16 protein-coding genes and 1 tRNA gene are annotated in these 25,411 nt (G+C 45.6%); 12 read left to right on the top strand and 5 right to left on the bottom strand.

Features of this window, described 5'->3' with window-relative positions:
• Positions 1–281: 281 nt before the first annotated feature.
• The 3 genes from ACW6QF_RS08835 to ACW6QF_RS08845 all read left to right on the top strand — a co-directional run bounded on the left by ACW6QF_RS08835 (position 282) and on the right by ACW6QF_RS08845 (position 7,879).
• Positions 282–1,085 (top strand): KilA-N domain-containing protein, encoded by an 804-nt coding sequence (locus ACW6QF_RS08835; RefSeq protein ID WP_456087537.1) that lies wholly within the window; start codon positions 282–284, stop codon positions 1,083–1,085.
• Positions 1,086–1,363: 278 nt separating this feature from the next.
• The gene (locus ACW6QF_RS08840) at positions 1,364–3,004 is read left to right on the top strand and encodes a fumarate hydratase (protein WP_456087538.1); all 1,641 of its coding nucleotides are present in this window, start codon (positions 1,364–1,366) and stop codon (positions 3,002–3,004) included.
• A gap of 876 nt (positions 3,005–3,880) precedes the next feature.
• Positions 3,881–7,879, top strand: coding sequence for a DUF6383 domain-containing protein (locus ACW6QF_RS08845; protein WP_456087539.1), 3,999 nt, complete (start codon positions 3,881–3,883; stop codon positions 7,877–7,879).
• Between the two features lie 716 nt (positions 7,880–8,595).
• Here the strand turns inward: ACW6QF_RS08845 and pnp are convergent.
• A complete protein-coding gene (pnp, locus tag ACW6QF_RS08850) occupies positions 8,596–10,827 on the bottom strand; it encodes a polyribonucleotide nucleotidyltransferase (RefSeq protein WP_298548270.1) in 2,232 nt (743 codons plus the stop codon).
• Between the two features lie 198 nt (positions 10,828–11,025).
• On the opposite strand from pnp, the gene ACW6QF_RS08855 reads away from it, so the two are divergent.
• The 3 genes from ACW6QF_RS08855 (at position 11,026) to ACW6QF_RS08865 (ending at position 13,251) form a co-directional block, all read left to right on the top strand.
• On the top strand, positions 11,026–12,183 hold the full coding sequence (locus tag ACW6QF_RS08855; protein WP_456087553.1) for a DUF4369 domain-containing protein: 1,158 nt from the start codon (positions 11,026–11,028) through the stop codon (positions 12,181–12,183).
• Between the two features lie 189 nt (positions 12,184–12,372).
• Positions 12,373–12,843 (top strand): transcription elongation factor GreA, encoded by a 471-nt coding sequence (gene greA / locus ACW6QF_RS08860; RefSeq protein ID WP_005645641.1) that lies wholly within the window; start codon positions 12,373–12,375, stop codon positions 12,841–12,843.
• Between the two features lie 12 nt (positions 12,844–12,855).
• Complete coding sequence (locus ACW6QF_RS08865; RefSeq protein ID WP_298548274.1) at positions 12,856–13,251, top strand: HIT family protein; 396 nt, start codon at positions 12,856–12,858, stop codon at positions 13,249–13,251.
• A gap of 222 nt (positions 13,252–13,473) precedes the next feature.
• Here ACW6QF_RS08865 and ACW6QF_RS08870 read toward each other — a convergent pair whose 3' ends face one another.
• The 3 genes from ACW6QF_RS08870 to ACW6QF_RS08880 are packed head-to-tail and all read right to left on the bottom strand — an operon-like array spanning position 13,474 to position 15,658.
• Entirely contained in the window at positions 13,474–14,205 is a 732-nt protein-coding gene (locus ACW6QF_RS08870; RefSeq protein ID WP_456087540.1) for a head GIN domain-containing protein, read from the bottom strand.
• A gap of 19 nt (positions 14,206–14,224) precedes the next feature.
• Positions 14,225–15,319 carry a PspC domain-containing protein gene (locus tag ACW6QF_RS08875; protein WP_456087541.1) on the bottom strand — a complete coding sequence of 365 codons (1,095 nt, stop codon included), beginning with the start codon at positions 15,317–15,319 and terminating at the stop codon, positions 14,225–14,227.
• Positions 15,320–15,331: 12 nt separating this feature from the next.
• Positions 15,332–15,658: a PadR family transcriptional regulator gene (locus ACW6QF_RS08880; protein ID WP_005635619.1), complete on the bottom strand. Its 327-nt coding sequence runs from the start codon at positions 15,656–15,658 to the stop codon at positions 15,332–15,334.
• Between the two features lie 186 nt (positions 15,659–15,844).
• Here ACW6QF_RS08880 and ACW6QF_RS08885 point away from each other — a divergent pair, with 186 nt between their 5' ends.
• The 4 genes from ACW6QF_RS08885 to ACW6QF_RS08900 all read left to right on the top strand — a co-directional run bounded on the left by ACW6QF_RS08885 (position 15,845) and on the right by ACW6QF_RS08900 (position 20,794).
• The gene (locus ACW6QF_RS08885; RefSeq protein WP_298548285.1) at positions 15,845–17,680 is read left to right on the top strand and encodes an AMP-dependent synthetase/ligase; all 1,836 of its coding nucleotides are present in this window, start codon (positions 15,845–15,847) and stop codon (positions 17,678–17,680) included.
• Positions 17,681–17,756: 76 nt separating this feature from the next.
• Positions 17,757–18,882 (top strand): peptide chain release factor 2 gene (gene prfB / locus ACW6QF_RS08890; protein ID WP_456087542.1). Its coding sequence is split into 2 segments (ribosomal slippage): positions 17,757–17,819 and positions 17,821–18,882, totalling 1,125 coding nucleotides; the frame shifts between segments, so codons are not numbered across the junction.
• A 77-nt stretch (positions 18,883–18,959) separates the two neighbouring features.
• Positions 18,960–19,033, top strand: a tRNA-Ile gene (locus ACW6QF_RS08895).
• 360 nt (positions 19,034–19,393) lie between these two features.
• Positions 19,394–20,794: a hypothetical protein gene (locus ACW6QF_RS08900; protein ID WP_456087543.1), complete on the top strand. Its 1,401-nt coding sequence runs from the start codon at positions 19,394–19,396 to the stop codon at positions 20,792–20,794.
• A gap of 135 nt (positions 20,795–20,929) precedes the next feature.
• Here the strand turns inward: ACW6QF_RS08900 and ACW6QF_RS08905 are convergent, their stop codons facing one another.
• Positions 20,930–21,757 (bottom strand): hypothetical protein, encoded by an 828-nt coding sequence (locus ACW6QF_RS08905; RefSeq protein WP_456087544.1) that lies wholly within the window; start codon positions 21,755–21,757, stop codon positions 20,930–20,932.
• A 151-nt stretch (positions 21,758–21,908) separates the two neighbouring features.
• Between ACW6QF_RS08905 and ACW6QF_RS08910 the strand changes: the two genes are divergently transcribed.
• Together ACW6QF_RS08910 and ACW6QF_RS08915 are read left to right on the top strand one after the other, a co-directional pair.
• A complete protein-coding gene (locus tag ACW6QF_RS08910; protein ID WP_456087545.1) occupies positions 21,909–23,105 on the top strand; it encodes a DUF4272 domain-containing protein in 1,197 nt (398 codons plus the stop codon).
• Between the two features lie 18 nt (positions 23,106–23,123).
• Positions 23,124–25,409, top strand: a complete 2,286-nt coding sequence (locus ACW6QF_RS08915) for a glycosyl hydrolase (protein ID WP_456087546.1) — start codon at positions 23,124–23,126, stop codon at positions 25,407–25,409.
• Positions 25,410–25,411 lie beyond the last annotated feature (2 nt).

Raw genomic sequence — 25,411 nt, forward strand, 5'->3', positions numbered from 1 at the left:
TTCATTTTAAATCGCATTTCCGCCTTGATGCCGGCAGGAAATGTGCAATCCTCTTCGTTAATATCGCCTTATTCTAAAGGCTTTGGGCTGAGTGCCCGATTTTGAGGTAACGAGTTGGCAACCGTGCCTATTACTGTGCCTTTCTGTGGTATGCTTTCAAGTAATTCTTTGGTAACAAAGATATTAGGTTTATCTGAATACAAAGAATTATTCAAAAAAAATATCTCGATTTTAGAAAAAGCATCATATCTTTGTGCCAAGATGTTTTTTAATGAAAGAATATGGCGAAAATCAAAGTTCAAGATACAGAAGTAACTATCATAACATGCAATGATAAAGACTATATATCCTTAACAGACATGGTACGTAACATTGATAACGGACTTGCTCTTATTGAAAAGTGGTTACGTAACAAGAATACCATTGAGTTCTTGGGGATATGGGAAGAAATGTACAATCCTCAATTTAATTCCCCCGAATTCGAGGGAATTAAAAATGAAGCAGGCTTAAATCGTTTTGTCCTTTCCGTAAAACAATGGACGGAAAAGACAAACTCTAAAGGAATTATAGCAAAAGCCGGGCGTTATGGAGGGACATATGCCCATAAAGACATTGCTTTCGAGTTTGCTACATGGGTATCTCCGCAATTTAAGTTGTATCTACTGAAAGAGTTTCAACGTCTAAAAGAGGAAGAGCAGGTTCAACTCGGCTGGACAGCTAAACGTGAACTGTCAAAGATTAACTACCGTATTCATACTGATGCCATCAAGCAGAATCTTATCCCGGCAGAAGTCACTCCATCACAGGCAAGCATTATTTATGCAGAAGAGGCAGATGTACTCAATGTAGCTATGTTTGGAAAGACTGCCAAGATGTGGCGTGAAGAGCATTCTGATCTGAAAGGTAATATCCGGGATTATGCCTCTATCAATGAGCTGATTTGCCTTTCCAACATGGAAAATTTGAATGCTGTGTTCATTGACCAAGGTATTTCACAAGGTGAACGGCTTATTAAATTGAATCAGATTGCCATTCAGCAAATGCATGTGTTGGAAGATAGCGGAAATAGAAAATTGTTGAAATAAAGACGGAAGCTAACATGCCTTTTCTAATGTAGGTTTCCGTTCTCTTGTTACATCATTGCCGTTTCAAATATTCTCTGATTTCCATATCTCTTTTGCTACATGTCGTATTTACCTTTTTGGCCGTTGGCTTCGTCTGTCACCGCAAATGCTTTATTAATAAGCCTGTCAATGCCATTTCTCCCTTTTTATTCGTTTATTCCAGAGATTTTCGCTAAGTTTGCCCGTCCGTTCAAGGATGCGATTCTAAAACCAATATTATAAATTAAAATACAAACGCTATGGCAACAACTCCTTTCAAGTATCAGGCTCCGTTCCCATTGGGCCCGGATACGACAGAGTATTATCTGCTTACAAAAGATTATGTTTCGGTTTCCGAGTTCGAAGGGACTCCGGTTCTGAAAGTCGCGAAAGAAGGTCTTACGGCAATGGCTAATGCCGCTTTTCGTGATGTTTCGTTTATGCTTCGCCGTTCGCACAACGAGCAGGTGGCTAAGATCCTGAGCGATCCGGAAGCAAGTGATAACGACAAATATGTAGCGTTGACTTTCTTGCGTAACGCAGAAGTTGCTGCTAAGGGTGTACTTCCTTTCTGCCAGGATACCGGTACGGCTATCATCCACGGCGAAAAGGGACAGCAGGTGTGGACCGGCTACTGCGACGAAGAGGCGCTTTCGTTGGGTGTCTATAAAACCTATACGGAAGAAAACCTGCGCTATTCGCAGAACGCTCCCCTGAACATGTACGACGAGGTGAACACCAAGTGCAACCTGCCGGCCCAGATCGACATCGAAGCTACGGAAGGCATGGAATATAAATTCCTGTGCGTGACAAAGGGCGGCGGTTCCGCCAACAAGACGTACCTGTACCAGGAAACAAAAGCGATCCTGAACCCCGGCACTTTGGTCCCCTTCATCATCGAAAAGATCAAGACATTGGGTACGGCCGCTTGTCCTCCTTATCATATCGCAGTGGTGATCGGCGGCACTTCTGCCGAGAAGAACCTGCTGACGGTGAAGCTGGCTTCTACGCATTATTATGACGAATTGCCTACGACCGGCAACGAGTATGGCCGTGCTTTCCGGGATATCGAGCTGGAAAAAGAAGTGCTGGCCGAAGTGCACAATATCGGCCTGGGCGCCCAGTTCGGCGGCAAGTATCTGGCACATGATATCCGTATCATCCGCCTGCCGCGCCACGGCGCTTCCTGTCCGGTCGGTTTGGGCGTTAGCTGCTCGGCTGACCGTAACGTGAAATGCAAGATCAACAAAGACGGCATCTGGATCGAGAAGCTGGACAGCCATCCGGGCGAACTGATCCCGGCTGAACTGCGCCAGGCAGGCGAAGGCGACGCTGTCAAGATCGACCTGAACCAGCCGATGGCCGATATTCTGAAAGAACTGGACAAATATCCGGTGTCTACACGCCTGTCGCTCAACGGTACGATCATCGTAGGCCGCGACATCGCTCACGCCAAGTTGAAGGAACGCCTGGACCGCGGTGAAGACCTGCCCCAGTATATCAAGGATCATCCTATCTATTATGCCGGTCCGGCCAAGACTCCTGCCGGTATGGCTTGCGGTTCCATGGGCCCGACGACTGCCGGCCGTATGGACCCGTATGTCGGTCTGTTCCAGAGCCACGGCGGCAGCATGATCATGTTGGCGAAAGGCAACCGTAGCCAGCAGGTGACGGATGCTTGCCAGAAATATGGCGGTTTCTATTTGGGAAGTATCGGCGGCCCGGCTGCTATCCTGGCACAGAACAACATCAAGAGCATCGAATGTGTGGAATATCCCGAACTGGGCATGGAAGCCATCTGGAAGATCGAAGTGGAAGACTTCCCCGCATTCATTCTGGTAGACAACAAAGGCAACGATTTCTTCAAACAGATCAAACCGCGTTGCACTTGCAGCAAGTAAGACGTACTTTACCTTAATATATATAAGAGAGAGGGAGTGAAAAAATCATTCCCTCTTTTTTTATTGTACATCACGGCTCTTTTATTTAAAGCCGTATCGATGATGAAGTCTCCTGCTCGAAGAATTTTAGTTTCAGCCTGGGAAAAGTTTGAAACTAAAGTTTCATATGGTTGCTTGCTTTGAAACTTTAGTTTCACTTAAGGGAAACTTTAGTTTCATCGGTCGAAACTAAAGTTTCAAGCCGTGAAACAAAAGTTTCGACCGTAGAGACTTTTGTTTCGCGGCAGGAAACAATGTCGTTTGTGTCGCCAACCTTCCCTTGATGTTCCCTTCGAAAGACATGGCAAAGGAAAGCATAAAAAAAACTGTCATCCTTTTTATCCCTAAAACCTAAGGGGTATGTTGTATAAATGGTATTCTTTTGTCCTGTAACCCATATGTTTTGGAAAATTATGAATGTTTTTTCTTGTTGATTCGGAAAACCTATTTACCTTTGCAACGATTCCGTAGTGGGCAGCGGCTCACAGGGCGCGGGGTCAATTACATATTGTAAGCATTTTACGAAGATTATTCCAATCTTTAAAATCGGCAAAATTTTAAGCTTAGTGGAATAATGGACAGAAAATGCTTGCGCTGGTTACGTATAAGTTTATCTACCATTTTTATGGGAAGATTGTTATATCGTATAAGGCGCGGGCTTTTGTTCTATTATTACTAAGCGGGTGTTTGCCGATACCTAAAGATTGATAATAGACAACAGACCCGCGTTTTTTTATGCCCGTTCATAATCATTCGCGGGGAGTTGTTTCTCCCCTTCGTAAAATTAGTTGTTGAACTTTTATACACTATTTTATTAACAATTAATTTTTAATGATTATGAACAAAAAGTTTTCTACTCTGGTAGCCGGTTTATTGCTGGCTTCAAGTATTGGAACTGTTAACGCTGATGTTATCGACGGGAACTTTGCCAAATACTTGACTGCTCCGAATGCAGCGAAAGTAGTGAAGGCCGGTACGTATTACCAGCTGTCTACTGCTACATCCGGTGACGTTGTAGCTATGCTTCCGACTGACAATGGCGATTACACGTTGAAAGTGGTCGGTGCTGACGATGCAACAGATGTACGCTACACCTTATGGACAATCGACGTGCAGGGAAATCCGACAGACGGTTATCGCTATTCTTTCCTGAACAAGGGAACGAATATGATTTTGTCTGTTGATCCGGCAACTGCTTTGAAAGCATTGAACAGCAATGCTGTTGCAGATGTAAAAGGGAATATCTCGGTTTGGAAGTGGCAGGATGCTCCTGATCCTGTAAAAGGGTTTGTTTTTGATAATGCACAAGCAGGTCAGTTGGCGCCGGAAGTTCTGACATCTGTGTTTGGTTCTAAAAATGACTCAACAGTGACTTTGGTGGCAGGAACTAATGGTGTGTATGCAGTCAAGTATGCATTGAATAATCCTATTGCAAGTTTGTCTGATTCTCAGTTGAAAGTTGTTCCTGCAAAACCCGAAGCCGTAGTGTTGGGTGCGGACGACTTGAACTCCATGTTGTGGACAACAACACCTGAAGGCAAATTGACATTGACATTTACAGATGATGTAAAAGGTGGCAATCCTGCTGCTGTCAATTTGTTTACGAAGCAGGCTTATAAGGCTGTAACACCGGTTGGTTTCCCGGCAAACTTCACCTATGCAGGTGAATCAGGTAAAGCGGCTTATCCGGATGCAAATAAAGATCTTACAGCTGCTTATGGCAAAATGACGAATGCAGAATATGATTATGCAGAAGCTGCTGCCACTGAAACTTTCGATAAAACTATCCAAGCGTTAATGCCGAAAGCTACATTTACAGACAACCATAAAGCTGTTTGGGCTGCAAAAAATGCAATTGGAACCAATGTTTCTGATTGGGCTACTCAAACAGATAAGAGCGAAATTGCTAAATTAATAGACGCTATTGATTTGGAAAAAGTTAAAGCTGTAAAAGATGTTCCTGGCTTAGATGAAGTAAAAGATGAAGTTCTGAAAAGTGCTTTGGCTGGTGTCAAAACTGCTATGATTAAGTTGGTGTATGCTCATCCGGGAGAATCGTATGGAGTTAAGACTGACGATATCAAGCCTGCTGCTATGGGTGCGTCTGTCGCATTTGACAGATTGGATAAAATCGTTAAAGGTAATACTTTTGACGGCGTAGCTGAAGTTGTTAAGGCTTCTGTAAAAGCAGCTGAAGAAAAGAAAGAAGCTTTGGACAAAGTGATGGATGAAACTAAGGAGGTGTTTGAAACTGAAGCTACTGCTGCCGGTTGGGTGTCTTTGCAAGCTAATCATGGTGAAAATGCAGAAGCTTCTTATTTGGCTGTCGATACTGCATTTTTGACAAGCAAGGCCGGTGACAAACATTTGGCTATGGCTATCAAAAAGTTCAAAGACAAGAATGTACGTCCGGGTAATGAAGACCGTACTCGTATGGATTTGAACGGTCGCTTCAACTTCCAGTTCGTTTGGCATCCTGCTTCCGACTCTATCGTGATTCGTACGGCCGGTTTTGCAAAGAAGGCTGACAAGACTCCGTATTGGTCAATGATGAACAAGACTGACAATCCTTTGGATTTGGGTATGTGGAGAGCTAATGAAGCTGCGAAAGAAGAAAGTAACGGAACAAAGGTTGAAATTAGCGCAAGCAATAAACCGTTCGAACAGAACTTGATCAAGATTGCTGTTTTGGCAGACAACCATCGTGAAGTGACAGTCGGTAGCTCTGAATACACTTCTGTCGGTAATGATCCTGTATCTACCATCAACACAAAAATTACCATCGGCAACAACGGCCTGTACAAGAAGACAACTTTGAAAGAAGGTGTTTACTACTTCAATTTGGTTTCCAACTTACCTTGGAGAAGTTTGGTAAATGGCAAATATATTGTTGCAAACTTCTGTGGCGGATACAACGAGTATGTGAATCCTGAAAAAGACCAGATTTACGGCACGGCTCAGAACTTCGACCACATGCCGCGTACACAGTGGGTTGTTGAACAGAATGCAGGTCCGGTAGCAAGCGAACGTACGATTAACATCTACAACCGTGAATTCCCTGAAAAGAGTGCTAAAAATATACAGCTCTACGAAGGTAACAACGGTACAGTATTCGCAGTGTTTGGTGATTATAAAGTTCCTTTTGTAGCAGATGATACATTAAGTTATAAAGCTGTTGATGCCGAAGTCCTGAAAGAAAACATCGGTTATAAGACGTATAAAGATGATGATTTGATGCACTATCGTTACACGATGGATTACTATAGCGGTATGGGCATTGGCCATAAAGTAAATGTAAGTGCTGTCGAAGCTGATTCTGTTGTATTCGTAAATGCAAAGGTTGATGAAAAGGGAACAGAATTGCAGTTGATTAAGGTAAAAGAAGAAGCATACGGTTATAAGGGTGATGTTGTCGGCCAGTTGAAGAGACAACTTTATAAGATCCGTACATACGATGGTTCCAAGTTGTCTAACAACAACAAATATATCAAACGTGGTGGCGCATCTTGGGATTCTTATGTTTTGACAGATAATGAAAGCGAAGCAGCTCTGTTCTATCTGAAAGAAAACAACCAGCTGACAGTGGACGGTAAAACTATATGCTATTATGCATTGGTTCAAAGAGTGGATTATGATACATGGACTACTTACTATCGTGCCGGTGTTCACGACGGTTCTTTGGAATTCTCCGTAGAGGACGCATGTAGTGAAACTCGTGTTGCTACATTTGCAATAGAACGCGACAATACCCCGTACTACCGTCGTCTCGGTATCACCAACAAAGAAGACGGTTTCGAAGACCTGAAGACTCCTAACGCCAAGATCTTCGATGCGCTCACAGGCGAATATCTGTATGAAGACAATAACAGCGATTATTCCAAAGGAAAGGGAATCCATTTCTTAGGAATCGAAAACAAGAAGGTGAATGTAAAGAACCCGACCCTGTATGTCGATACAGCATACGTTCGTGATGAAACGATGATGCCGCAGTATATGCTTGCAGTAGGCGTGGTAGAACACAAAGGCAAGATGGAATGCCCGATCGATCCGAGCCACAATACGGACGAATACTTGGCAGAACATCCGAACGGCTGTCCTCACGCTGTTGCTACTCAGGATTATAAGGTCGGCCGTTATTTGATCAGCTTCTCTGACTCTGTAGCGTTGGCTAAGAACTCAAGCGATTACCAGTATGACCGTGCTTATACTCGTCTGGGCTTCGTGGAAGCTAAACACATCGGTGATACATTGGTTATCTACCGCAACGGTGTTCCGGGAACAGCTACTGCCGATTCTATCTTCTTGGGCGACAACGAACCGAACAAGCGTACTTGGGCATTGGATGCTGATCCGAGCAAGAACACGAAGGCTGACTCTATCCATGCCGCTCACAAGTATGGTATCAAGAATGCCGTATTCGCATTCCGTCTGGTAGATGATGCTCCTGAAGCTAACTTCTTGATCGAATCTACAGTAGAAGCTCCGAAGGCAACTTGGGGTGGCTGGATCAAGAACCAGAACGGTGTTCCTGTAATCGCTCATTATGAAAACTATAATGAAGCAGCCTTGGATGCTCTTGTATTCAACATCGAACCTTCATCTGAAGAAGCAACCGATAATGAAACAATCGCAACAACCGAGGTGAAAGTTATCGCAGGCGAAGGCCAGGTAACCATCGCTAACGCTGCCGGCAAGAAGGTGGTTATCAGCAACATCTTAGGCCAGGTAGTAGCCAACACGGTTCTGACTTCCGACAACGCTGCAATCGCTGCTCCTCAAGGTGTGGTAGTAGTAGCTGTCGAAGGCGAAGCTGCTGTTAAGGCAATTGTAAAATAAAGGAAGATATTTTATAATCAAATAATTCTAAAATGTTTGGCCGCGTGCCGTGGAAACGGCAATTACCCTGCGACAGGCGAACAGGCGGTCGGATTTAATATTAATAATACTAAAGTATATTGAATTGAAAAGTTCAATGTAGCCGGTAGCCCTGTGAAGGACGAAAGCATACAGAAAACAAGCCCCGGAGGTGATCGACATCTTCGGGGCTTCGTTTTTCCATCTCATTCATTCATATAAGCGCATACAAATTCTGTCAAGTAGCGAAATAATGGCCTGAATTTGTCTCAACGATGGTCATTGGTGGTCGAAATGGACGTGAATGATGTCGAAAATAGCAGAAAAAAGGAGGGATTTGAACTGAAGAAACGATGGAAAAAGCCTCTTTTTTGCGTAGTTGAGCAAACTTTTGGACAGCAGGAGGGAGCATGGATGGAAATATCGGCGGAGGTTAATGGCTTTGTTATCATTGTGCTACGAGTTATGGGGGTGGACGTGGTGGACGTTAAAATGCACTTTTGTAACTTTATATGTAATGGTCATGGGTATTAGGTAGAATAAAACCATTACCATTGTGTATAAAGTATTGAAAACGCATAATAACGTCCACCACGTCCACCCCTTTTTGCCTCCCATCCGAAAAAAACAGCTCCCGTCCCCAAAAATAGGGGACGGGAGCCGTTTGGAATTTATACACGTATGTGTTTTACCGATTCTTAATCCTGGCGTTCGCGGCGAGGACCACGGTCTCCGCGATCCTGACGGGGTCCACGATCTCCACGTTCCGGTCTCGGACCGCGTTCGGGTCTCGGCGGACGTTCTTCGTAACCTTCCGGTTTCGGCAGCAGGACTTTGTGGGATAATTTGAATTTGCCGGTCTTGGCGTCGATGTCTACCAACTTGACGCTGATAGTATCGCCTTCTTTCAAACCGGCCTGTTCAACTGTTTCCAGACGTTTCCAGTCGATTTCGGAAATATGGAGCAAGCCGTCTTTGCCCGGCATGAATTCAACGAACGCGCCGTAAGGCATGATGGAAGAGATCTTTCCTTCGTAGGTTTCACCGATTTCAGGAACAGCGACGATACTTTTGATGGCACGTATAGCCGCATCGATTGTCGCTTTGTTTGTTCCGGAGATTTCGATTTTGCCCACTCCTTCATCTTCTTCAATAGTAATGATGGCACCCGTCTTTTCCTGAATGCCCTGGATGATCTTGCCGCCCGGGCCGATTACCGCACCGATAAATTCTTTGCCGATCGTCATAGTCTCGATTCTCGGAGCGTGAGGCTTCAGATCCGAACGAACTTCCGGCTGGGCTTCTGTGATCTTACCTAAGATGTACATACGGCCTTCTTTTGCCTGTGCCAATGCGTTTTCAAGAATTTCGTATGACAGGCCGTCTACCTTGATATCCATCTGAGTGGCAGTGATACCGTCTTTTGTGCCTGTTACCTTGAAGTCCATATCGCCCAAGTGGTCTTCGTCTCCCAAGATATCGGACAGGATGGCGTAGTTCTGACCTTTGTTTTCGGAGATCAGGCCCATTGCAATACCGGATACCGGCTTCTTCATCGGAACGCCTGCGTCTCTCAACGCCAGCGTACCGGCACATACGGTTGCCATTGAAGAGGAACCGTTAGACTCTAAGATGTCGGAGATCACGCGTACCACGTAAGGATAGTTTGTCGGGATCATCCGTTTCAATGCACGGTGGGCCAGGTTCCCGTGGCCGATTTCACGACGTCCCACACCGCGGGAAGCTTTTGCTTCGCCTGTAGAGAACGGAGGGAAGTTATAATGTAAAAGGAAACGTTCTTTTCCGTGGTTCAGTACGTCGTCGATCATCTTTTCATCGGCTTTTGTACCTAAGGTGACAGTCGAGAGCGACTGTGTTTCGCCACGTGTGAAGATCGCAGAACCGTGAGGGCCGGGCAGACAGTCCGTTTCGATCCAGATCGGACGGATTTCAGTGGTCTTACGGCCATCCAGACGCTTCCCTTCATCCAGGATAGCGCGGCGCATCGCTTCTTTTTCTACATCGTGGTAATAGCGGCCGATCATTTCAGCCTTTTCGTCCGTCAATTCTTCTTCTGAGAACTGGGCTTTATATTCTTCTACGATTGCTTCGAATGCTTCGGCACGCTGATGTTTGTCAGTACCGGATGTTGCAACGGCGTAGGCCTTTGCGTAACATTTTTCGTGTACATCCTTGCGTAGCTCGTCATCATTGACTTCGTGGCAGTATTCGCGTTTGACCAGTTTGCCGCATGCTTCGGACAGTTCGAGCTGTGCCTGGCACTGTACTTTGATCGCTTCGTGTGCAACTTTGATCGCTTCGAGCATTTCCGATTCCTGGACTTCGTCCATTTCGCCTTCCACCATCATGATGTTGTCAAGCGTGGCACCCACCATAATATCAATATCTGCTTTTTCCAATTCAGAGAACGTGGGGTTGACTACGTACTTGCCATCGATACGTGCGACGCGGCATTCGGAGATCGGTCCGTTGAAGGGTATGTCCGATACGGCCAATGCGGCGGAAGCAGCCAGTCCGGCCAGTGCATCCGGCATGTCTTCACCGTCTGCGGAAAATAATATAACATTTACATATACTTCGGCATGGTAATTGTCCGGAAAAAGAGGACGGAGGGCGCGGTCGACCAAACGGGAAGTCAGGATTTCGTAGTCGGAAGCTTTACCTTCTCTTTTTGTAAAACCTCCCGGGAAACGGCCGAATGCCGAGAATTTTTCTTTGTACTCTACTTGTAACGGCATGAAGTCAACACCCGGGTTTGCATCTTTAGCGGCGCAAACAGTAGCCAGCAACATGGTGTTGCCCATACGCACGGTTACCGAACCGTCCGCCTGTTTTGCCAATTTCCCGGTTTCGATGGTGATGGTTCTTCCATCAGCCAATTCGATCGTCTTGTTAATTGGATTAAGCATAATCTTTTCTTATTTTTCTATCTGTAAAAATTGGTGCAAATGTAGTGAAAGTTTATCTGTAAACGTGTGAAAATGAAAATAAAAAACATGAGAAATGCTCTTTTTTATAAAAATAGCGGGAAGATTTAGCGAATAATAGTGCCACAATTGTAAATTAATGTATATTTGCAGCGGATTAAAACAAGAAGTAAAGATATGATGAAACAAATATCCACACGGATGTTGACTGTTTTAGGACTGTGCATGTTCTTATTCTCTGCTTGTAACAACTCCTCGGATTTCACCGTGAAGGGAGTCGTGGCGGGGGCTGACGGTCAGCTTATGTATTTAGAGAATGTCGGTATATCGAATGTGGTTACACTCGATTCCATCAAGTTGGCTCCCGGCGGGAAGTTCAAGTTTACGGAAAAGCGTCCCGAATATCCGGACTTTTATCGTCTGCGTCTGAATAACCAGTTGATCAACTTCGCAGTCGATTCGACCGAAACTATTTCCTTCGTCGCCGATGCCGGTACTTTCGCAACTTCCTATTCGGTGGAAGGATCTGAAAACTCAAAGGCGATAAAGGCGATCACCTTGGCGCAACTGGATGCAAACCAAGCGATCAGCCGCCTGCGGAAGGAATATGAAGATAAGATGATTTCAGATACGACCTACCGTACGAAGGTTTTGGCTGCTGCCGACGCCTATAAAGAAGTCGCCCGGAAGTATATTTATTCGGCGCCGATGTCCACGGCTGCCTATTTTGCTTTGTTCCAGCAGATCGACGGCTTGTTGTTCTTTGATTTGTACGACAGGAATGATGTCAAGGCATACGGGGCGGTTGCAACCAGCTACGATCATACTTATCCGGAAAGTCCGCGTTCGAAGCATTTGTATAATCTGACATTGCAATCCATGAAGGTCTTGCGTGCCCAACGTCCTGTCGACTACAGCAATGTGGAAACAAGGGAAATCTCATTCCTTGATATCGAATTGCCGGATGTTCGGGGCGAAGTGGTAAAACTGTCTTCGGTTGCTCCCGGCAACGTCGTTTTGATAAACTTTACGGCTTATCAGACGGAATGGTCGCCGGCTTTGAATATGGCGCTGGGTGAGTTGTACACGAAATACCATGGCCAGGGGCTTGAGGTTTATCAGGTTTCGTTGGATAGCGATTTCCATTTCTGGAGAAACGGAGCTTCCAATTTGCCGTGGATCACTGTCCGCGACCCGCAGTCTGTTTATTCGCAAGTGGCAGGTTTGTACAATGTAAAGCAATTGCCTGCCCTTTTCATCCTTGACCGCAAAGGGAACTTGGTCAAGCGTGTCGAAGACGTGAAGAAACTGGAAGCAGACGTAAAAGCGGTGCTTTGATTTATGATTTGTAAATCCTAACATGTTGTAAAGCACTTCAAAAGGATTTGCGTTCTTGAAAAGATCGTTTATCTTTGCAAAGTCTAAAAATACAGAGAAAGAGGAGTTCCGGCCAAGCAGTTGGTCGGGATTCTTTTTTTATTGTGCGGTAATCAATAATAACAATTTAAATAAATAGGAGGATTTAGTATGGCAGTGAGCTATATGACGAAAGATGGTTATGATAAGATTTTGGCTGAAATCAATTATCTGGAAACCGTGAAACGTCCGGAAATATCTGCCCAGATTGCAGAGGCCCGTGACAAAGGCGATTTGTCTGAAAATGCTGAGTATGACGCAGCAAAGGAAGCGCAAGGCATTATGGAAGCAAAACTTGCCCAGTTGAAGGGCTTGATCTCTAATGCCCGCCTGATAGACGAAACGCGTGTTCAAACAGACGAAGTCCAGATCCTGAACAAGGTCAAGATCAAGAACACCAAAAACAATGCAGTCATGACGTACACTCTGGTTTCCGACTCGGAAGCAAACCTGAAAGAAGGCAAGATTGCGGTCAGCACTCCGATTGCGCAGGGGCTGATGGGAAAAAAGGTAGGCGACATTGTGGAAATCAAAGTCCCATCCGGTATGATGAGCTTTGAAATTATGGATATATCGATTTAATAATATACCATTATGGCATCTATATTCAGTAGAATTGTGGCAGGTGAGATCCCTTGCCATAAAGTAGCGGAAGACGAAGAGTTTTTCGCTTTTCTGGACATCAACCCGGTAGCTGTCGGCCATACGTTGGTGATTCCGAAAAAAGAGGTCGACTATATTTTCGACATAGAAGATCCCCTGCTCGGACGTATGATGGCATTTGCCAAACGGGTGGCTCGTGCACAGGAAGCTGTTATTCCTTGCAAGCGGGTCGGTTTGGCTGTAATGGGACTGGAAGTTCCCCATGCGCATATTCATTTAATTCCGATCCGGAAGGAGTCGGATATGTATTTTGGCGGAAAGAAAATGGAGATTACTCAGGACGTGCTCGCAGACACTGCCGCACGGATAAAAAATGCCTTTAAATAAATAAGCTAAAGTCTTTTTGATATAAAAACTTTATGTATATTTGTGACCGCTTCTTCCTCTGTATGATAATATTGAGAGGGAGGAAGCGGTTTTTTTGTAAAGATTCATTAGTGGTTTTTACTCATAAATTTGTTAACCTTAGAAGAAAGGCCCCCCTTGTGAAAGGACGGCCTTCTTTTTTTAACACACAATCATCGTTATACGCTATTTTGTTTTGAGTTTTTAATCAACTTTGGTAATGGAACCGCTCCCGACAATGCTCTTTTCCTTTATGTCCGGATTCCCTTTGTACCGGATAGTTCCGCTTCCGGCTATTTTGGTGGATATTGCCTTGTTTGCGGTGATCTCGATATGGGTGCTTCCGGCCGCCTCGCAATTAAGTTCTTCGGTCTCCAGGCCGAACGCTTTGATCTTGCTGCTACCGGCGCTTTTTATATTTATCTTTTCTGTTTTACCGCTCAGTGAGACTGTGCCGCTACCCGCGATTTCGCAATCCAAACGGGTGATGGCAATGGAATCGGCTTTTATGGTTCCTCCTCCTGCGAATTTGATTTCCAGCTTCTTGCCGCTGAGACCTTTGCCTAAGTCGCAATTGCCTCCGCCTGCCATTTCGAACTCTTTCAAGGCGGTCGAGTTGGTTGTCACGATAAAGCGGGTGGGGTTGATTCCGGTATGCTTGTTTTTGGGGCGGACAACCAGCTCTTTGTTATGGGTATTGATATCCAGAATATCCATGATATTTTGGTCTGTCTCGACTTTCAAATAGGGGGCGTCGTCCGATTGCATGTACTTGAGGTTGATGTTCTCTCCCTCGATTTGTATCTCATCGTAATCCCCTATCGGGATTTCCTTGCTTACGACGTTTCCGTCACCGGAAACCTTGTTTATATGGCAAGAGCATAAAAGCCCTGCCATGAGTGCGAATGCCAGTATAAATGAATATGACTTTTTCATGATCGTGCTGTTCAAAGGGTTATATATTGAAGAAATTGTACCAGGGCAATGTGCTCCATCCGTTTATTCCGGTCTGGTAGAAGTAGATGATGCACAGTACAACGGAAACTAACCATAAGATCAGTAGCGTCCATTTTGCCGTGTTGGGCAATGGCTTTGCCTTGAACAGCTGCATACAGATAGCATATGCCAGGGCAAAGATAGGAATACCGATCAGCAGAATGAATCCGATGCATCCCATGATAGCCAGCGAAATCGGCGCTCCGGCTATCAGGTCGGCCCCGAACGGCGACAATTGATACAGGAAGCCTGTACCTCCGGCGATAAGGGCAAAGGTGACGACAACCAGTATAAAAGCAACGAGTAATAATGGCGGCAGCAGGATGGTCCCGATCAGTATGGCCATGAATTTCAGGATGAAACCAACCACGCCGACAAACAAGTCTGCCAGTTTTTGCAGAAAGCTTCTCGGTTTGTCGGAACTCACATAATCATTTACGTTATTGCTGACCTTCTCGAAACCGTCCGTAACCGTTTTGCCTATGTTTTCAAGGGTGACGCTTTGCCCGCGCATCATCAGCTTGTCGGCTGCGGTCCGTGCCAACGGCATTACCAGCCATAATATAAGGTATAGGATAATGATCGGTGCATAAGGAATGAAAAGCAGGATGATCATGGCAAGACGTACGGCCGTCACGTCCCATCCCATATAAGCGGCGATACCGCCGGCTACACCTCCCAATACCCGGTTGTCCGGATCGCGCATCAGCTTTTTCGGACCTCTGGGAATCTCCTCTTCCTGGAAAGAATGCGTTTTTGCTTCTTCGCGGTTGTCTTCTTTTTCTTCTTCGCCTTCAAAAAGTTCTTCCGGCTTGCCCATGCGCTTGATCACTTCTTCGACATGTTCGATCGTGATCACTTCATGGCCCAGCCGAACCCGTTCGTTGAACAGTTCGGAGATACGCATTTCAAAATCGTTCATAATCTCTTCCGAACCCTCTTCCTTGCGGAAGTGGATGCGAAGGTTTGCCAGATATTTATCGAGCAGTTCATAGGCATCTTCGTCAATGTGGAAAACCGTTCCTCCCAAATTAACTGTCAGTGTCTTCTTCATTGTTTTCTGATTTTAATTGTTTCTGATGTGGTTTATTGTATCGTTCAGTTCCTGCCAGGATGTTTCCAGTTCTCCAAGGAATTCTTCTCCCTTCGGGGTGAGCTGGTAATATTTGCGAGGCGGTCCTTGAGTAGATTCTATCCACTGGTAACTTAACAATTCGCTGTTCTTTAGTCTTGTCAACAGAGGATATAGGGTACCTTCCACTACAATCAATTTAGCTTCCTGTAACTTCTGGATAATGTCAGAGGTGTACGCCGGCTCTTTTTTGAGGAGCAATAGGATGCAATATTCCAATGTCCCCTTTCTCATTTGTGATTTTACGTTCTCTGCATTCATTTTATTTTGTTTTACGCTACAAATATATGTATTGCCTGTGTACTATGCAATACATACTACTATGTTTATTCTAATTTAACATTAATATTGCACAAACTGGGCGCTTTTGTGTAAAAAAGAGGCTAATCTCATGACAAATAGAATAGAAAACAGTACTTTTGCACTATCAATTCAAAACAAAGAATTATGATTTACTACCATTATGCCGAGTTGGTTCATCGACAGGCAGAAAAATATGGTTCTCGTACTGCATTGAAATATCGTGATAATGCAACCGGGAAATGGCTTAAAATATCTTGGAAGGAATTCTCTGAAAAAGTGATGCTGACGGCTAAGGCAATGGCCGAATTCGGGATAGGAGTACAGGAGAATATCGGGGTTTATTCACAGAATATGCCGCAATGTTTTTATACGGATTTCGGGGCATACGCGAACCGTGTGGTCTCTATTCCGATGTATGCGACAAATTCTCCGGGGCAGATCGAGTATATAATCAATGATGCCCATATACATACTTTGTTTGTCGGCGAGCAGTTGCAGTATAATAATGCGTTCAAGGTGCAGAAAGAATCTCAATACCTGAAGCGCCTGGTGGTGTTTGATCCGGCTGTCAAGTTGAATCCGGATGACAAGACTTCGATTTATTTTGACGATTTCCTGCGGTTGGGCGATAACGCGCATGCCGAGACAACGGTGAAGATTCGCATGAACGAAGCGGTACCGGAAGACCTGGCTACCATTATCTATACTTCCGGGACGACCGGCGAGTCCAAAGGGGTTATGCTCCATCATTCCAATTATCTGGAAGCCATGCGTATCCATGATATCCGTCTGCCGATGGTAACGGATAAGGATCTTTCCATGTGTTTCTTGCCGCTGACTCATATTTTTGAAAAAGCGTGGTCTTACTATTGCCTGCATAAGGGAGTGGTGATTGCGATCAACCAGGATCCTAAAATGATTCAGAAGACATTGCCGGAGGTACATCCTACATTGATGTGCAACGTCCCCCGCTTCTGGGAGAAGGTATATGCCGGTGTGCATGAGAAGATCAACTCGTCGTCTCCCGCCATGAAGAAAATCTTTTTGAATGCCATCGAGACCGGACGCAAGTATAACCTGGAATATAAGAATAAAGGCATCCCGGCTCCTTGCGGGTTGAAGCTGAAGTTCGAAATGTATAATAAGACCGTTTTCAATTTGCTGAAACGAGTGTTAGGGATCGAACGCGGCCGCTTTTTTCCGGTGGCCGGTGCGCCGCTTTCGGATACGGTCAATGAATTTTTGCAGTCTGTCAATATCCCTATTGTATATGGTTACGGTTTGAGCGAGACGACGGCGACCGTCTGTTTCTATCCTGAAATCGGGTTCCAGTTCGGTTCGATCGGGGAAGTCATGCCGGATGTACAGGTACGGATCGATCCGGAGAATAGTGAAATTCTGGTAAAAGGCAAGACGGTGATGTCCGGTTACTATAATAAACCGGCTGAGAACGAGAAGGCGTTTACGGAAGACGGCTATTTCCGTACGGGAGATGCCGGGCGGATGGAAGGAAACACGTTGTTCTTCACCGAACGCATCAAGGACTTGTATAAAACATCGAACGGCAAATATATCGCTCCGCAAGCGATTGAAATGGTTATGAGCGGTGATCAGTATATCGAACAGATTGCGGTTATCGGTGATCAGCGTAAGTTTGTCAGCGCGTTGATCGTTCCCGCTTATCCGTTATTGGAAAAGTATGCCGAAGAAAAAGGGCTGGCTGCCGGCAGCCGGGAAGAACTTGTCCGGAATAAGGAAATCCTCCGCCTGATCGAGACGCATATAGAGGAAAACCAGAAGAACCTGGCTTCTTATGAGAAGATCAAGCGTTTCACCTTGTTGTCCGAACCTTTTGCGATGGGGTGCGAACTGACGGATACACTCAAGCTCCGCCGTTCGGTCATTTTGCAGAAATACGCGGATCCGATCGAAAAGATGTATGAAGAAGCTTCGAATACATGCGGTAGAAATCCGATTTAGGTGGGGTAGTAGTGACGTTTTGATAGTCAGGAAAATTGAGTATCTTTGCCGGACAAATTAAAAAACAAGAAAATTTATGATCACATCAGACCAACTAAGCAATGTGTTGGAGCGCCAGCAGGCGCTGAGGGGGTATCTTTGACATAGATGGTAAGACCATCCAGTTAGAAGAAGAAGAGTTACGTACCCATGATCCCGGTTTCTGGGAAGATGCCAAACGGGCGGAAGTCCAGATGAAGAAAGTAAAAGAATTGAAAAAGTGGATCGAACTTTACAACGAGGTTCATGCTGCAGCGGAAGAATTGCAGTTGGCTTATGATTATGTAAAAGAAGGAGTCGTCAGTGAAGAAGAGGTCGATGAAGCCTATGGCAACGCCATCCGGTTGGTGGAAAGCCTGGAGTTCCGCAATATGTTGCGGCAGGAAGCCGACCAGATGAGTTGTGTGCTGAAGATCAACTCCGGCGCCGGCGGTACGGAAAGCCAGGACTGGGCCTCGATGCTACTTCGTATGTATACGCGCTGGGCGGAGGCAAACGGATATAAGATTTCCGTCGCCAACTACCAGGAAGGAGATGAGGCAGGTATTAAAACGGCGACTCTCAACATCGAGGGCGATTATGCTTACGGGTATCTGAAAGGAGAGAACGGCGTACATCGCCTGGTTCGTGTGTCTCCTTATAACGCACAAGGCAAGCGAATGACTTCATTTGCTTCTGTCTTTGTAACCCCGCTGGTCGACGATACGATCGAGGTGAAGATCGACCAGGCTGCCATCTCTTGGGATACGTTCCGTTCGGGAGGTGCCGGTGGACAGAACGTGAACAAGGTGGAATCCGGTGTACGTCTGCGCTATCAGTTTAAAGATCCTTATACGGGCGAAGAAGAAGAAATCCTGATCGAGAATACGGAAACCCGTGACCAACCCAAGAACCGCGAGAATGCGATGCGTCAGTTGCGCTCGATCTTGTACGATAAGGAATTACAGCATCGTATGGAAGAGCAGGCGAAGGTGGAAGCCGGAAAGAAAAAGATCGAATGGGGTTCCCAGATCCGCAGCTACGTGTTCGACGACCGCCGTGTGAAAGACCATCGGACGAACTACCAGACATCCGATGTAAACGGGGTCATGGATGGTAAAATCGATGATTTCATCAAGGCTTACCTGATGGAATTCGGCGCAGCGGAATCTGCTGAAAAGTAAGTTTTCTACATTAGCATTTGCATATCTCGATTATAAATCGTAATATTGCACCCGATTTCAGAGCCACGCTCTGAACAGGTCCCATAGCTCAGTTGGTTAGAGCACCTGACTCATAATCAGGGAGTCCTTGGTTCAAGCCCAAGTGGGACCACCTTTATAAATCTCCAATTGTTTAATATATAGATGATTGGAGATTTTATTTTGTCTGAATTGTTCACCAAATTAATTTCCACGAGCGGGGCGGTTAGAAAATTTTCTTAATAATTTGTGATTTTGTTTTGGGGGTTGACTCTGTACGCATACGCAGCATATTCTTTGAGTATGTCTAAATTTCTAACTAAATTTGCAAATAACATCAATGAATTATCTCATGTTGACAAATAGTGTAGATATAGAAACAGAACGCATAAATAGGCTTAAAGTAGTCAAGCATCCCAAACAAAAATACCGTCTGACAGAGGTCGCGAAAGAATGGAAGAAGCTGAATATGAACATTTAAATTGTATAAGCCATGGCAAAAAAGAAAATAGATGATGTAGAATTACTTCTGTCTAAATTTGATAAGAAGCAACTTACGGACTTTATACGCAAGGAATGTGCCAACGACAGCCAGTTCCAAGATCGGTTTCTTGCACTTGGTGCGGGAACACTGTTTAAGCCAAATCCTGCAACTTATACCTTCCGAGTGGAAAATCTGATTGAGGATTACTCTGGAAGACATGGCTACATTGAATACCGTGCCACTTTCGATTTCAATCGTGCCGTTTCCCGTATTCTCGATGAAGCTGACGAGGCAATAAAAAATCGCCAATGGGAGGTGGCTGTTGCAGTGCTGACCGGAATTGCTGCAATCGCTGAAGATATTCTCAACAGTGGAGATGACAGTGCAGGGGAACTGGGGGCAATTGTAAGCGACTGTTTTGAGAAATGGCATATACTATGCACTGATGAGTCTCTTCCTGAAAACATAAGATCAGAGATATTTGAACTTGCACTTTCCAAATTTAATGGAAAAGACCTCAAAGGCTGGGATTGGTGGTGGGATTGGATGGAAATGGCGATTGGCTTTGCAAACACTCCCGAAAAACAGTCGTGTGTGATCAAAGCTCTGGATGCCATCAAGCCTAAAGGCGATGACTGGAGTGCAAGGCATAATGCCGAGACAGCACAGAAATATAAGCTTGAGATTATGTCACGGTGTGGAACTCCGGAAGATCAATTCAAATTCATGTATGACAATGTCTCTAATCCGGATTTTCGCAAGCGGCTAATCCAGATGGCATGGGACAAATCCGACTTTGATGAAGTGCTTCGACTTGCCAAGGATGGAGTTAACCATGATGCAGAATATGAGGGACTTGTCAGCGACTGGCACAAATGGGAATATCAAGTCTATCGCGAGATTGGAGATATAGAAAATACTCTCCAATTGGCAAAATATTTCTTTTTCGGTGGTGGAAGATGGGGAGAAAAAGAATACTCTATGGCAACCATGTATGCTGTGATGAAACAGCTTATTCCAACTGACGGATGGGGAAAGTATTCCGAAACATTGATTAGCGAGACTCAGAATAAAAGAGACGTAGAACGTTTGCTATATATCTATACCCAAGAAAAGATGTGGAACGAATATATGTCTTACCTTCGGAAGAATCCATCCACATACGATATTGACGCCGCTCCCCAAAAAGTGAGGAAACTTTTTAAGGATGAAATAATCAGCCTATATGCATCGGCGATCAGAAGCTTCTTTCAACGTGCGGCTAATCGGGATTCTTATCGTGAAGGTGTCGGATTACTCCGGAATCTCATAAAGTATGGAGGAAAGTCTGAGGCTGAACAGATTGCAACTGAACAGAAATCGAGAACTCCTCGTCGACCAGCGCTGATTGACGAATTGTCGAAATTATAAGTATTCCCAATTATTAACGCTGGTAAAGCGCTAATCTATCTCAGAAATCCGTTATGTTTACATTTAAAGGTACGTTCGAATGGGCAAGTATGGGTGTCTAAAATATCCGCTTTTTTGGTAATTATCGGTCGCTTTTTAATACCGGATCCCCACTTCTTCACCTTCCCATTTGTCACAAGATACGGAAATAGGGAAATTGTTTTCGTTATATTTATAGGTATAGGTAACGGTAGAGATATTTCCTTCTCTGTTTTCGGATGTTATCTTGGTTATATTATTCCGCCGGTTCAGAAACTGGATATTCTCAAAGTCATTTGAGTTGGCATTTCGATAGTACCACCAACCTAAAAAATACATGGGGAATTCTAAATGGCTGATATTGCCGGAAGCGTTATCATATTCGTAGGTATATTTTATCAGCAAGTTGGATTCGTTGTCGAACACTTCCTGTTTGAGCAGTTGCCGGGTGGCAGGATCGAAGGTCAGGAGAGTATACCGGCCGTCTTCCGTTATCAACTTTTCTCCATCAACTGTTTGTTGGTAAATGCCGGCGAAGGTTACTTTGAACGGCAATTCGTTTGCATCGAGTTCAATCTCTTCCCTGTAACCGAAATCTCCTGCCGGTTCTCCCCCTCTGCTGACTTCGTATGTCTTGTCAGAGGTCTTGGCAAAATGAACCCAGGCATGTCCGTCGGCAACATCTTTGGGAGGCGTGTAGGAGATACCGGAAAAGGCTCCGTTTTCATAGTTGAAATGAGCCGCCTGTCCGTCCGGATATTGGAATCCGGCAAACAGATTGTCTGAGTAAACGAAAGAAGCAGTGACCTGCCCGTTTGAAAGAAGGGCACTGGGTCGCCCGTCTATGCCTGTCGGTTTGATGTCGTCATTATCACTGCAGGAAGATAGACATAATCCGGCCATCAACAGGAGGGCGGATGGAAGAGTCGAAAGTAACTTGTTCATACTGATATCTGGTGTTTGTTTCTAATAAAATGATGAATGAGGAGGAAAAAGGGTTGCATCATCCTGGCTATTTTCTTTGCAGATGTATATAATTTGCTATTTTTGTGGGATGCTATCATCATCCGGTGGCTCGGATATAAAAAGTAAGAGAATGGAAAAAGCGAATGTTACCTTGTACACGGTCATCGGAGATCCTAACCGTATCGTGAAAGCAATTCAGGAACGTTTCAAGGAGATGACCGAGGAATTTGTTTGTGGGGATGAAACGGTCGACCTGACTTTGCCGGATGGAACGCATGTCCTCTTCTCGATCAAGCACCGGCAGAACAAGCCGGATTTTATTGCTTCCCATACGTCCGGTATGGCTAATTATTTTTCGCAGGTGGAGACACCGTTGGCCGAACTGAAAGAAAATGTCTTGCGTCAGATACGCGTGTTCAATTGTGTGACGGGTATCACTTTCGATCTGAACGGCGATGAAGACCGGACGAATTATATCCTGAACCGTCTGTTCGAGATTGCCGGAGACGTGAATGGTTTTTTGCTTTATCCGAGTATGCAGATCTTTACCGGTGAAGGAAAACTCCTCTTTTCAGCCAAAGGCGAAAGCCAGTTGACTGAGTTTATCCCGGTCGGGAATGCCGATTTACTGGACGGGAATCGCCCGGAAGAAGCTCCGGCCGATGTGGAAAGGCGTTTGCGTTCGATCGCCCTGCTTGAAGAAAAACAGATCCCTTATATGAAATATTTGCGTAGCGAAGCACTGGAAAGCGAAGTCCGTTTAAGAAGCCGGAAGGAGATGGTGCAACGCGCTGCCGCATTGTTTGCCGTTGCCGTCTATTCGGAAGTCATGCTCTCGGAAGGTTCGGGACGGGAAGAGGCCTTGTTCTATTTTAATAAGATGGAGCAGTTGTACGGGGTTGAATCCTACCTCTCACCGGCTGAAGCCGCTTATATCGATAACACCGATCCGGAAGAGCAGGAGTGCATTCAGTTCGGATGGCGTTACGAGTGTGCAGGTGTCTTGCTTTGGGCGGCAGGCGTTGTGGATGATTTGCCTTATCCGTCCGAGATCATCGATGTCCCTGTCCTGGCCGCTATTTTTTGGCAACATAAAGGCATCGGTGAACTGCTTTCGAAAGGCTTTCCCCGTCCGCAGTCCGAAATATTGGACGCTGCCGATATTACACTTCGGTATGATTGGGCTTGTGTGGAAGCGCGAATTCATGGAAAAGAAGCTCCGGCTTCACTAAATGGGGGCGTTGTTATGGAACGGCATTATGCCTTTAACTGGATTATCGGGGCGAATGGCGGTGCAGACTGGGATGATATCCAACCGAATACATGATATTAAATCTATCACGATATGAATAAACTATGGACTGCAGTACTACTTGTTCTTGGATTTGCATCCTGTTCCTCCAAGCAGGATGAATTGAGGACAGACTTTGAGAATCCACCGGAAGAATATCGTCCGATGCCGTTCTGGCATATCAACGGGCACATGACCCGTGCGGGCATCGAGAAAGAAGTGGGAGAAGCGAAAAGCCTTTCCGGCTTCGGAGGGGTGACGGTTTTGCCTGTCAGCCCCGGTACGCAATGGGGGACAGGTAAACCTTGTCCGGGAACCGAACCCGCTTATTTGAGTGACGAATATTTCGAACGCTATGCCGATATTCTTGATATTTCCGAAAAACAGGGCACGCAGGTTATCCTCTACGACGATATTGATTTTCCAAGCGGTTCGGCTGGCGGACGGTTGCGCATGGAATACCCGCAGTACATCCGTAAATACCTGTCGAAAGAAGAAGTTACGGTGAAAGGGAACCAATCGGTCTGCTGTCAACGAAAAGATACGGCATCTGTCCTGGCTGCCGTTTCCGCTTTGAATGAGCAGACGCGCGAGGTGCTGGACCTGGGGTCTTATATGAATGGTAACACCTTGAAGTGGAAAGCTCCTGCCGGAGAATGGCGCGTGATGTTTTTCAACTGTGGCGTCAGCATGGATTCTTATCACGGGAACCTGGTGGATTATATGCAGCCCGAAGCAGTCTCCCAATTATTGGAAATGACCTATGGCGAATATGATAAGCGTTTCAATCGTTATTTTGGCAATGTGATTACGAAAACTTTCTTTGACGATGTGGGCTTTGTCCATCAGGAGAATGCATGGACGCCTGCCATTACCGGCATTTTTAAGGAGAAATACGGAAAGAACCCGGCGCTGTATTATCCGGCTTTGTTCTACGACATCGGACCTGAGACGGGTGCGGCGCGTATCGCTTTCTTCAATATCCGTTCCGAACTGATGGCGGAAGGGTATGTGAAACAAGTATCGGAATGGTCGGGCAAACGGCGCTTGAGCAGCATGGGGCATCCGCCTGAAAACTACAGCCCTAACTCGGTGGTGGCGAACGGAGATATCTTGAAGTATTACCGGCATGTGCAGATACCGTTGTTGGATGCCATCTTTTTCTATGGTCGTGGATTGAATGGTTTCAAACAAATCAGTTCGGCTGCTGACCGTGGAGATAAGCCGGTTGTGGGAGCCGAGTTGTGCGGCGCTTTTCCTGCGGATATGGACTCGCTGACTTTATACCGCGTAGCTCTTGAAGCGATGGTGCGGGGTGTCAGTTTTGTCGTGCCTCATGGTATGTGGTACACGACGGATGCGGACAAGATTCGTATCCCACCGTTGATCGCTCCTGAAAATCCGTTGCTACGGGATGCGTTACCGAATTATAGTGCCTGTGTGGGCCGTTCCTGTCTCATCCTTCAGGGAGGGCGCCGGGTTTCGGACATTGCTTTGTTGTGGCCGATCACTGCAATTCAGGCTGAAACGTATATTAATAGGGATGCCAATTCCGGCTTGCCGGTGGCAAACTGGTTGCCGGATCACGTCAACCATCATGTATTGAGCGACTTGCTGACCAATAAACTCCGTCGTGATTTCACCTTTGTCCATCCGGAAGATTTGTGCAACGGCAAGATTACGACTGCCGGCAGTGAACTGGTCTTGAATAATGAAACGAATATCCAGCATTACAAAGTCCTTTTAATGCCGGGCGGCGATGTGATTTCGGCCGAAACGATGAAAGCGATCAAGCAATATTATGATAATGGGGGAAAAGTGATCGCCACCTCTTCCCTTCCGAAGCGTGCCGCTGAGTTTGGAAGGGATGAGGAAGTGGCTCGTCTCGTTACCGAGATGTTCGGTATCGACTCGTGTCAGGAAAGCAGTTCGGATAAATTCAATTCCAATGCAAACAAAGGTTGCTTGGCTTTTCTGCCTAATCCGACTCCCGAAACCCTTGCGGATTTGTTTACGCGTTGGGGGCTTCGTGCGGATATTGCTTTCGATGAATCGACTATACCGCCTGCTCAGGTCGGTTTCCTGAATTATATTCATAAACAGAAGAAAGGCCGCGATTTTTATTACATCACCAATACGACCGGAAATACGGTTCACACGACCGTCTCTCTGCGTGGCAAATTCGATCATCTTGAATTCTGGAACCCGCACACCGGTAAAATCGACCCAATTCGAAATGCCAAGTCCGTCAAGCAACCGGATGGCAGTTATGTGACAAACATCAAGCTTTCGCTACCGCAAGTGTCGGGGATGTTTATTGTGGGAAAGAGGAAGGAATAAAT

Source organism: Parabacteroides sp. (genome assembly GCF_977054455.1).

Coding starts and splice junctions, on each gene's coding strand:
- ACW6QF_RS08855 (WP_456087553.1), top strand. CDS start 11,026: ATGAAACAAATATCCACACGGATGTTGACTGTTTTAGGACTGTGCATG.
- ACW6QF_RS08875 (WP_456087541.1), bottom strand. CDS start 15,319: ATGAAGAAGACACTGACAGTTAATTTGGGAGGAACGGTTTTCCACATT.
- ACW6QF_RS08835 (WP_456087537.1), top strand. CDS start 282: ATGGCGAAAATCAAAGTTCAAGATACAGAAGTAACTATCATAACATGC.
- ACW6QF_RS08865 (WP_298548274.1), top strand. CDS start 12,856: ATGGCATCTATATTCAGTAGAATTGTGGCAGGTGAGATCCCTTGCCAT.
- greA (WP_005645641.1), top strand. CDS start 12,373: ATGGCAGTGAGCTATATGACGAAAGATGGTTATGATAAGATTTTGGCT.
- ACW6QF_RS08870 (WP_456087540.1), bottom strand. CDS start 14,205: ATGAAAAAGTCATATTCATTTATACTGGCATTCGCACTCATGGCAGGG.
- ACW6QF_RS08885 (WP_298548285.1), top strand. CDS start 15,845: ATGATTTACTACCATTATGCCGAGTTGGTTCATCGACAGGCAGAAAAA.
- ACW6QF_RS08910 (WP_456087545.1), top strand. CDS start 21,909: ATGGAAAAAGCGAATGTTACCTTGTACACGGTCATCGGAGATCCTAAC.
- ACW6QF_RS08840 (WP_456087538.1), top strand. CDS start 1,364: ATGGCAACAACTCCTTTCAAGTATCAGGCTCCGTTCCCATTGGGCCCG.
- ACW6QF_RS08905 (WP_456087544.1), bottom strand. CDS start 21,757: ATGAACAAGTTACTTTCGACTCTTCCATCCGCCCTCCTGTTGATGGCC.
- ACW6QF_RS08915 (WP_456087546.1), top strand. CDS start 23,124: ATGAATAAACTATGGACTGCAGTACTACTTGTTCTTGGATTTGCATCC.
- ACW6QF_RS08880 (WP_005635619.1), bottom strand. CDS start 15,658: ATGAATGCAGAGAACGTAAAATCACAAATGAGAAAGGGGACATTGGAA.
- ACW6QF_RS08900 (WP_456087543.1), top strand. CDS start 19,394: ATGGCAAAAAAGAAAATAGATGATGTAGAATTACTTCTGTCTAAATTT.
- ACW6QF_RS08845 (WP_456087539.1), top strand. CDS start 3,881: ATGAACAAAAAGTTTTCTACTCTGGTAGCCGGTTTATTGCTGGCTTCA.
- pnp (WP_298548270.1), bottom strand. CDS start 10,827: ATGCTTAATCCAATTAACAAGACGATCGAATTGGCTGATGGAAGAACC.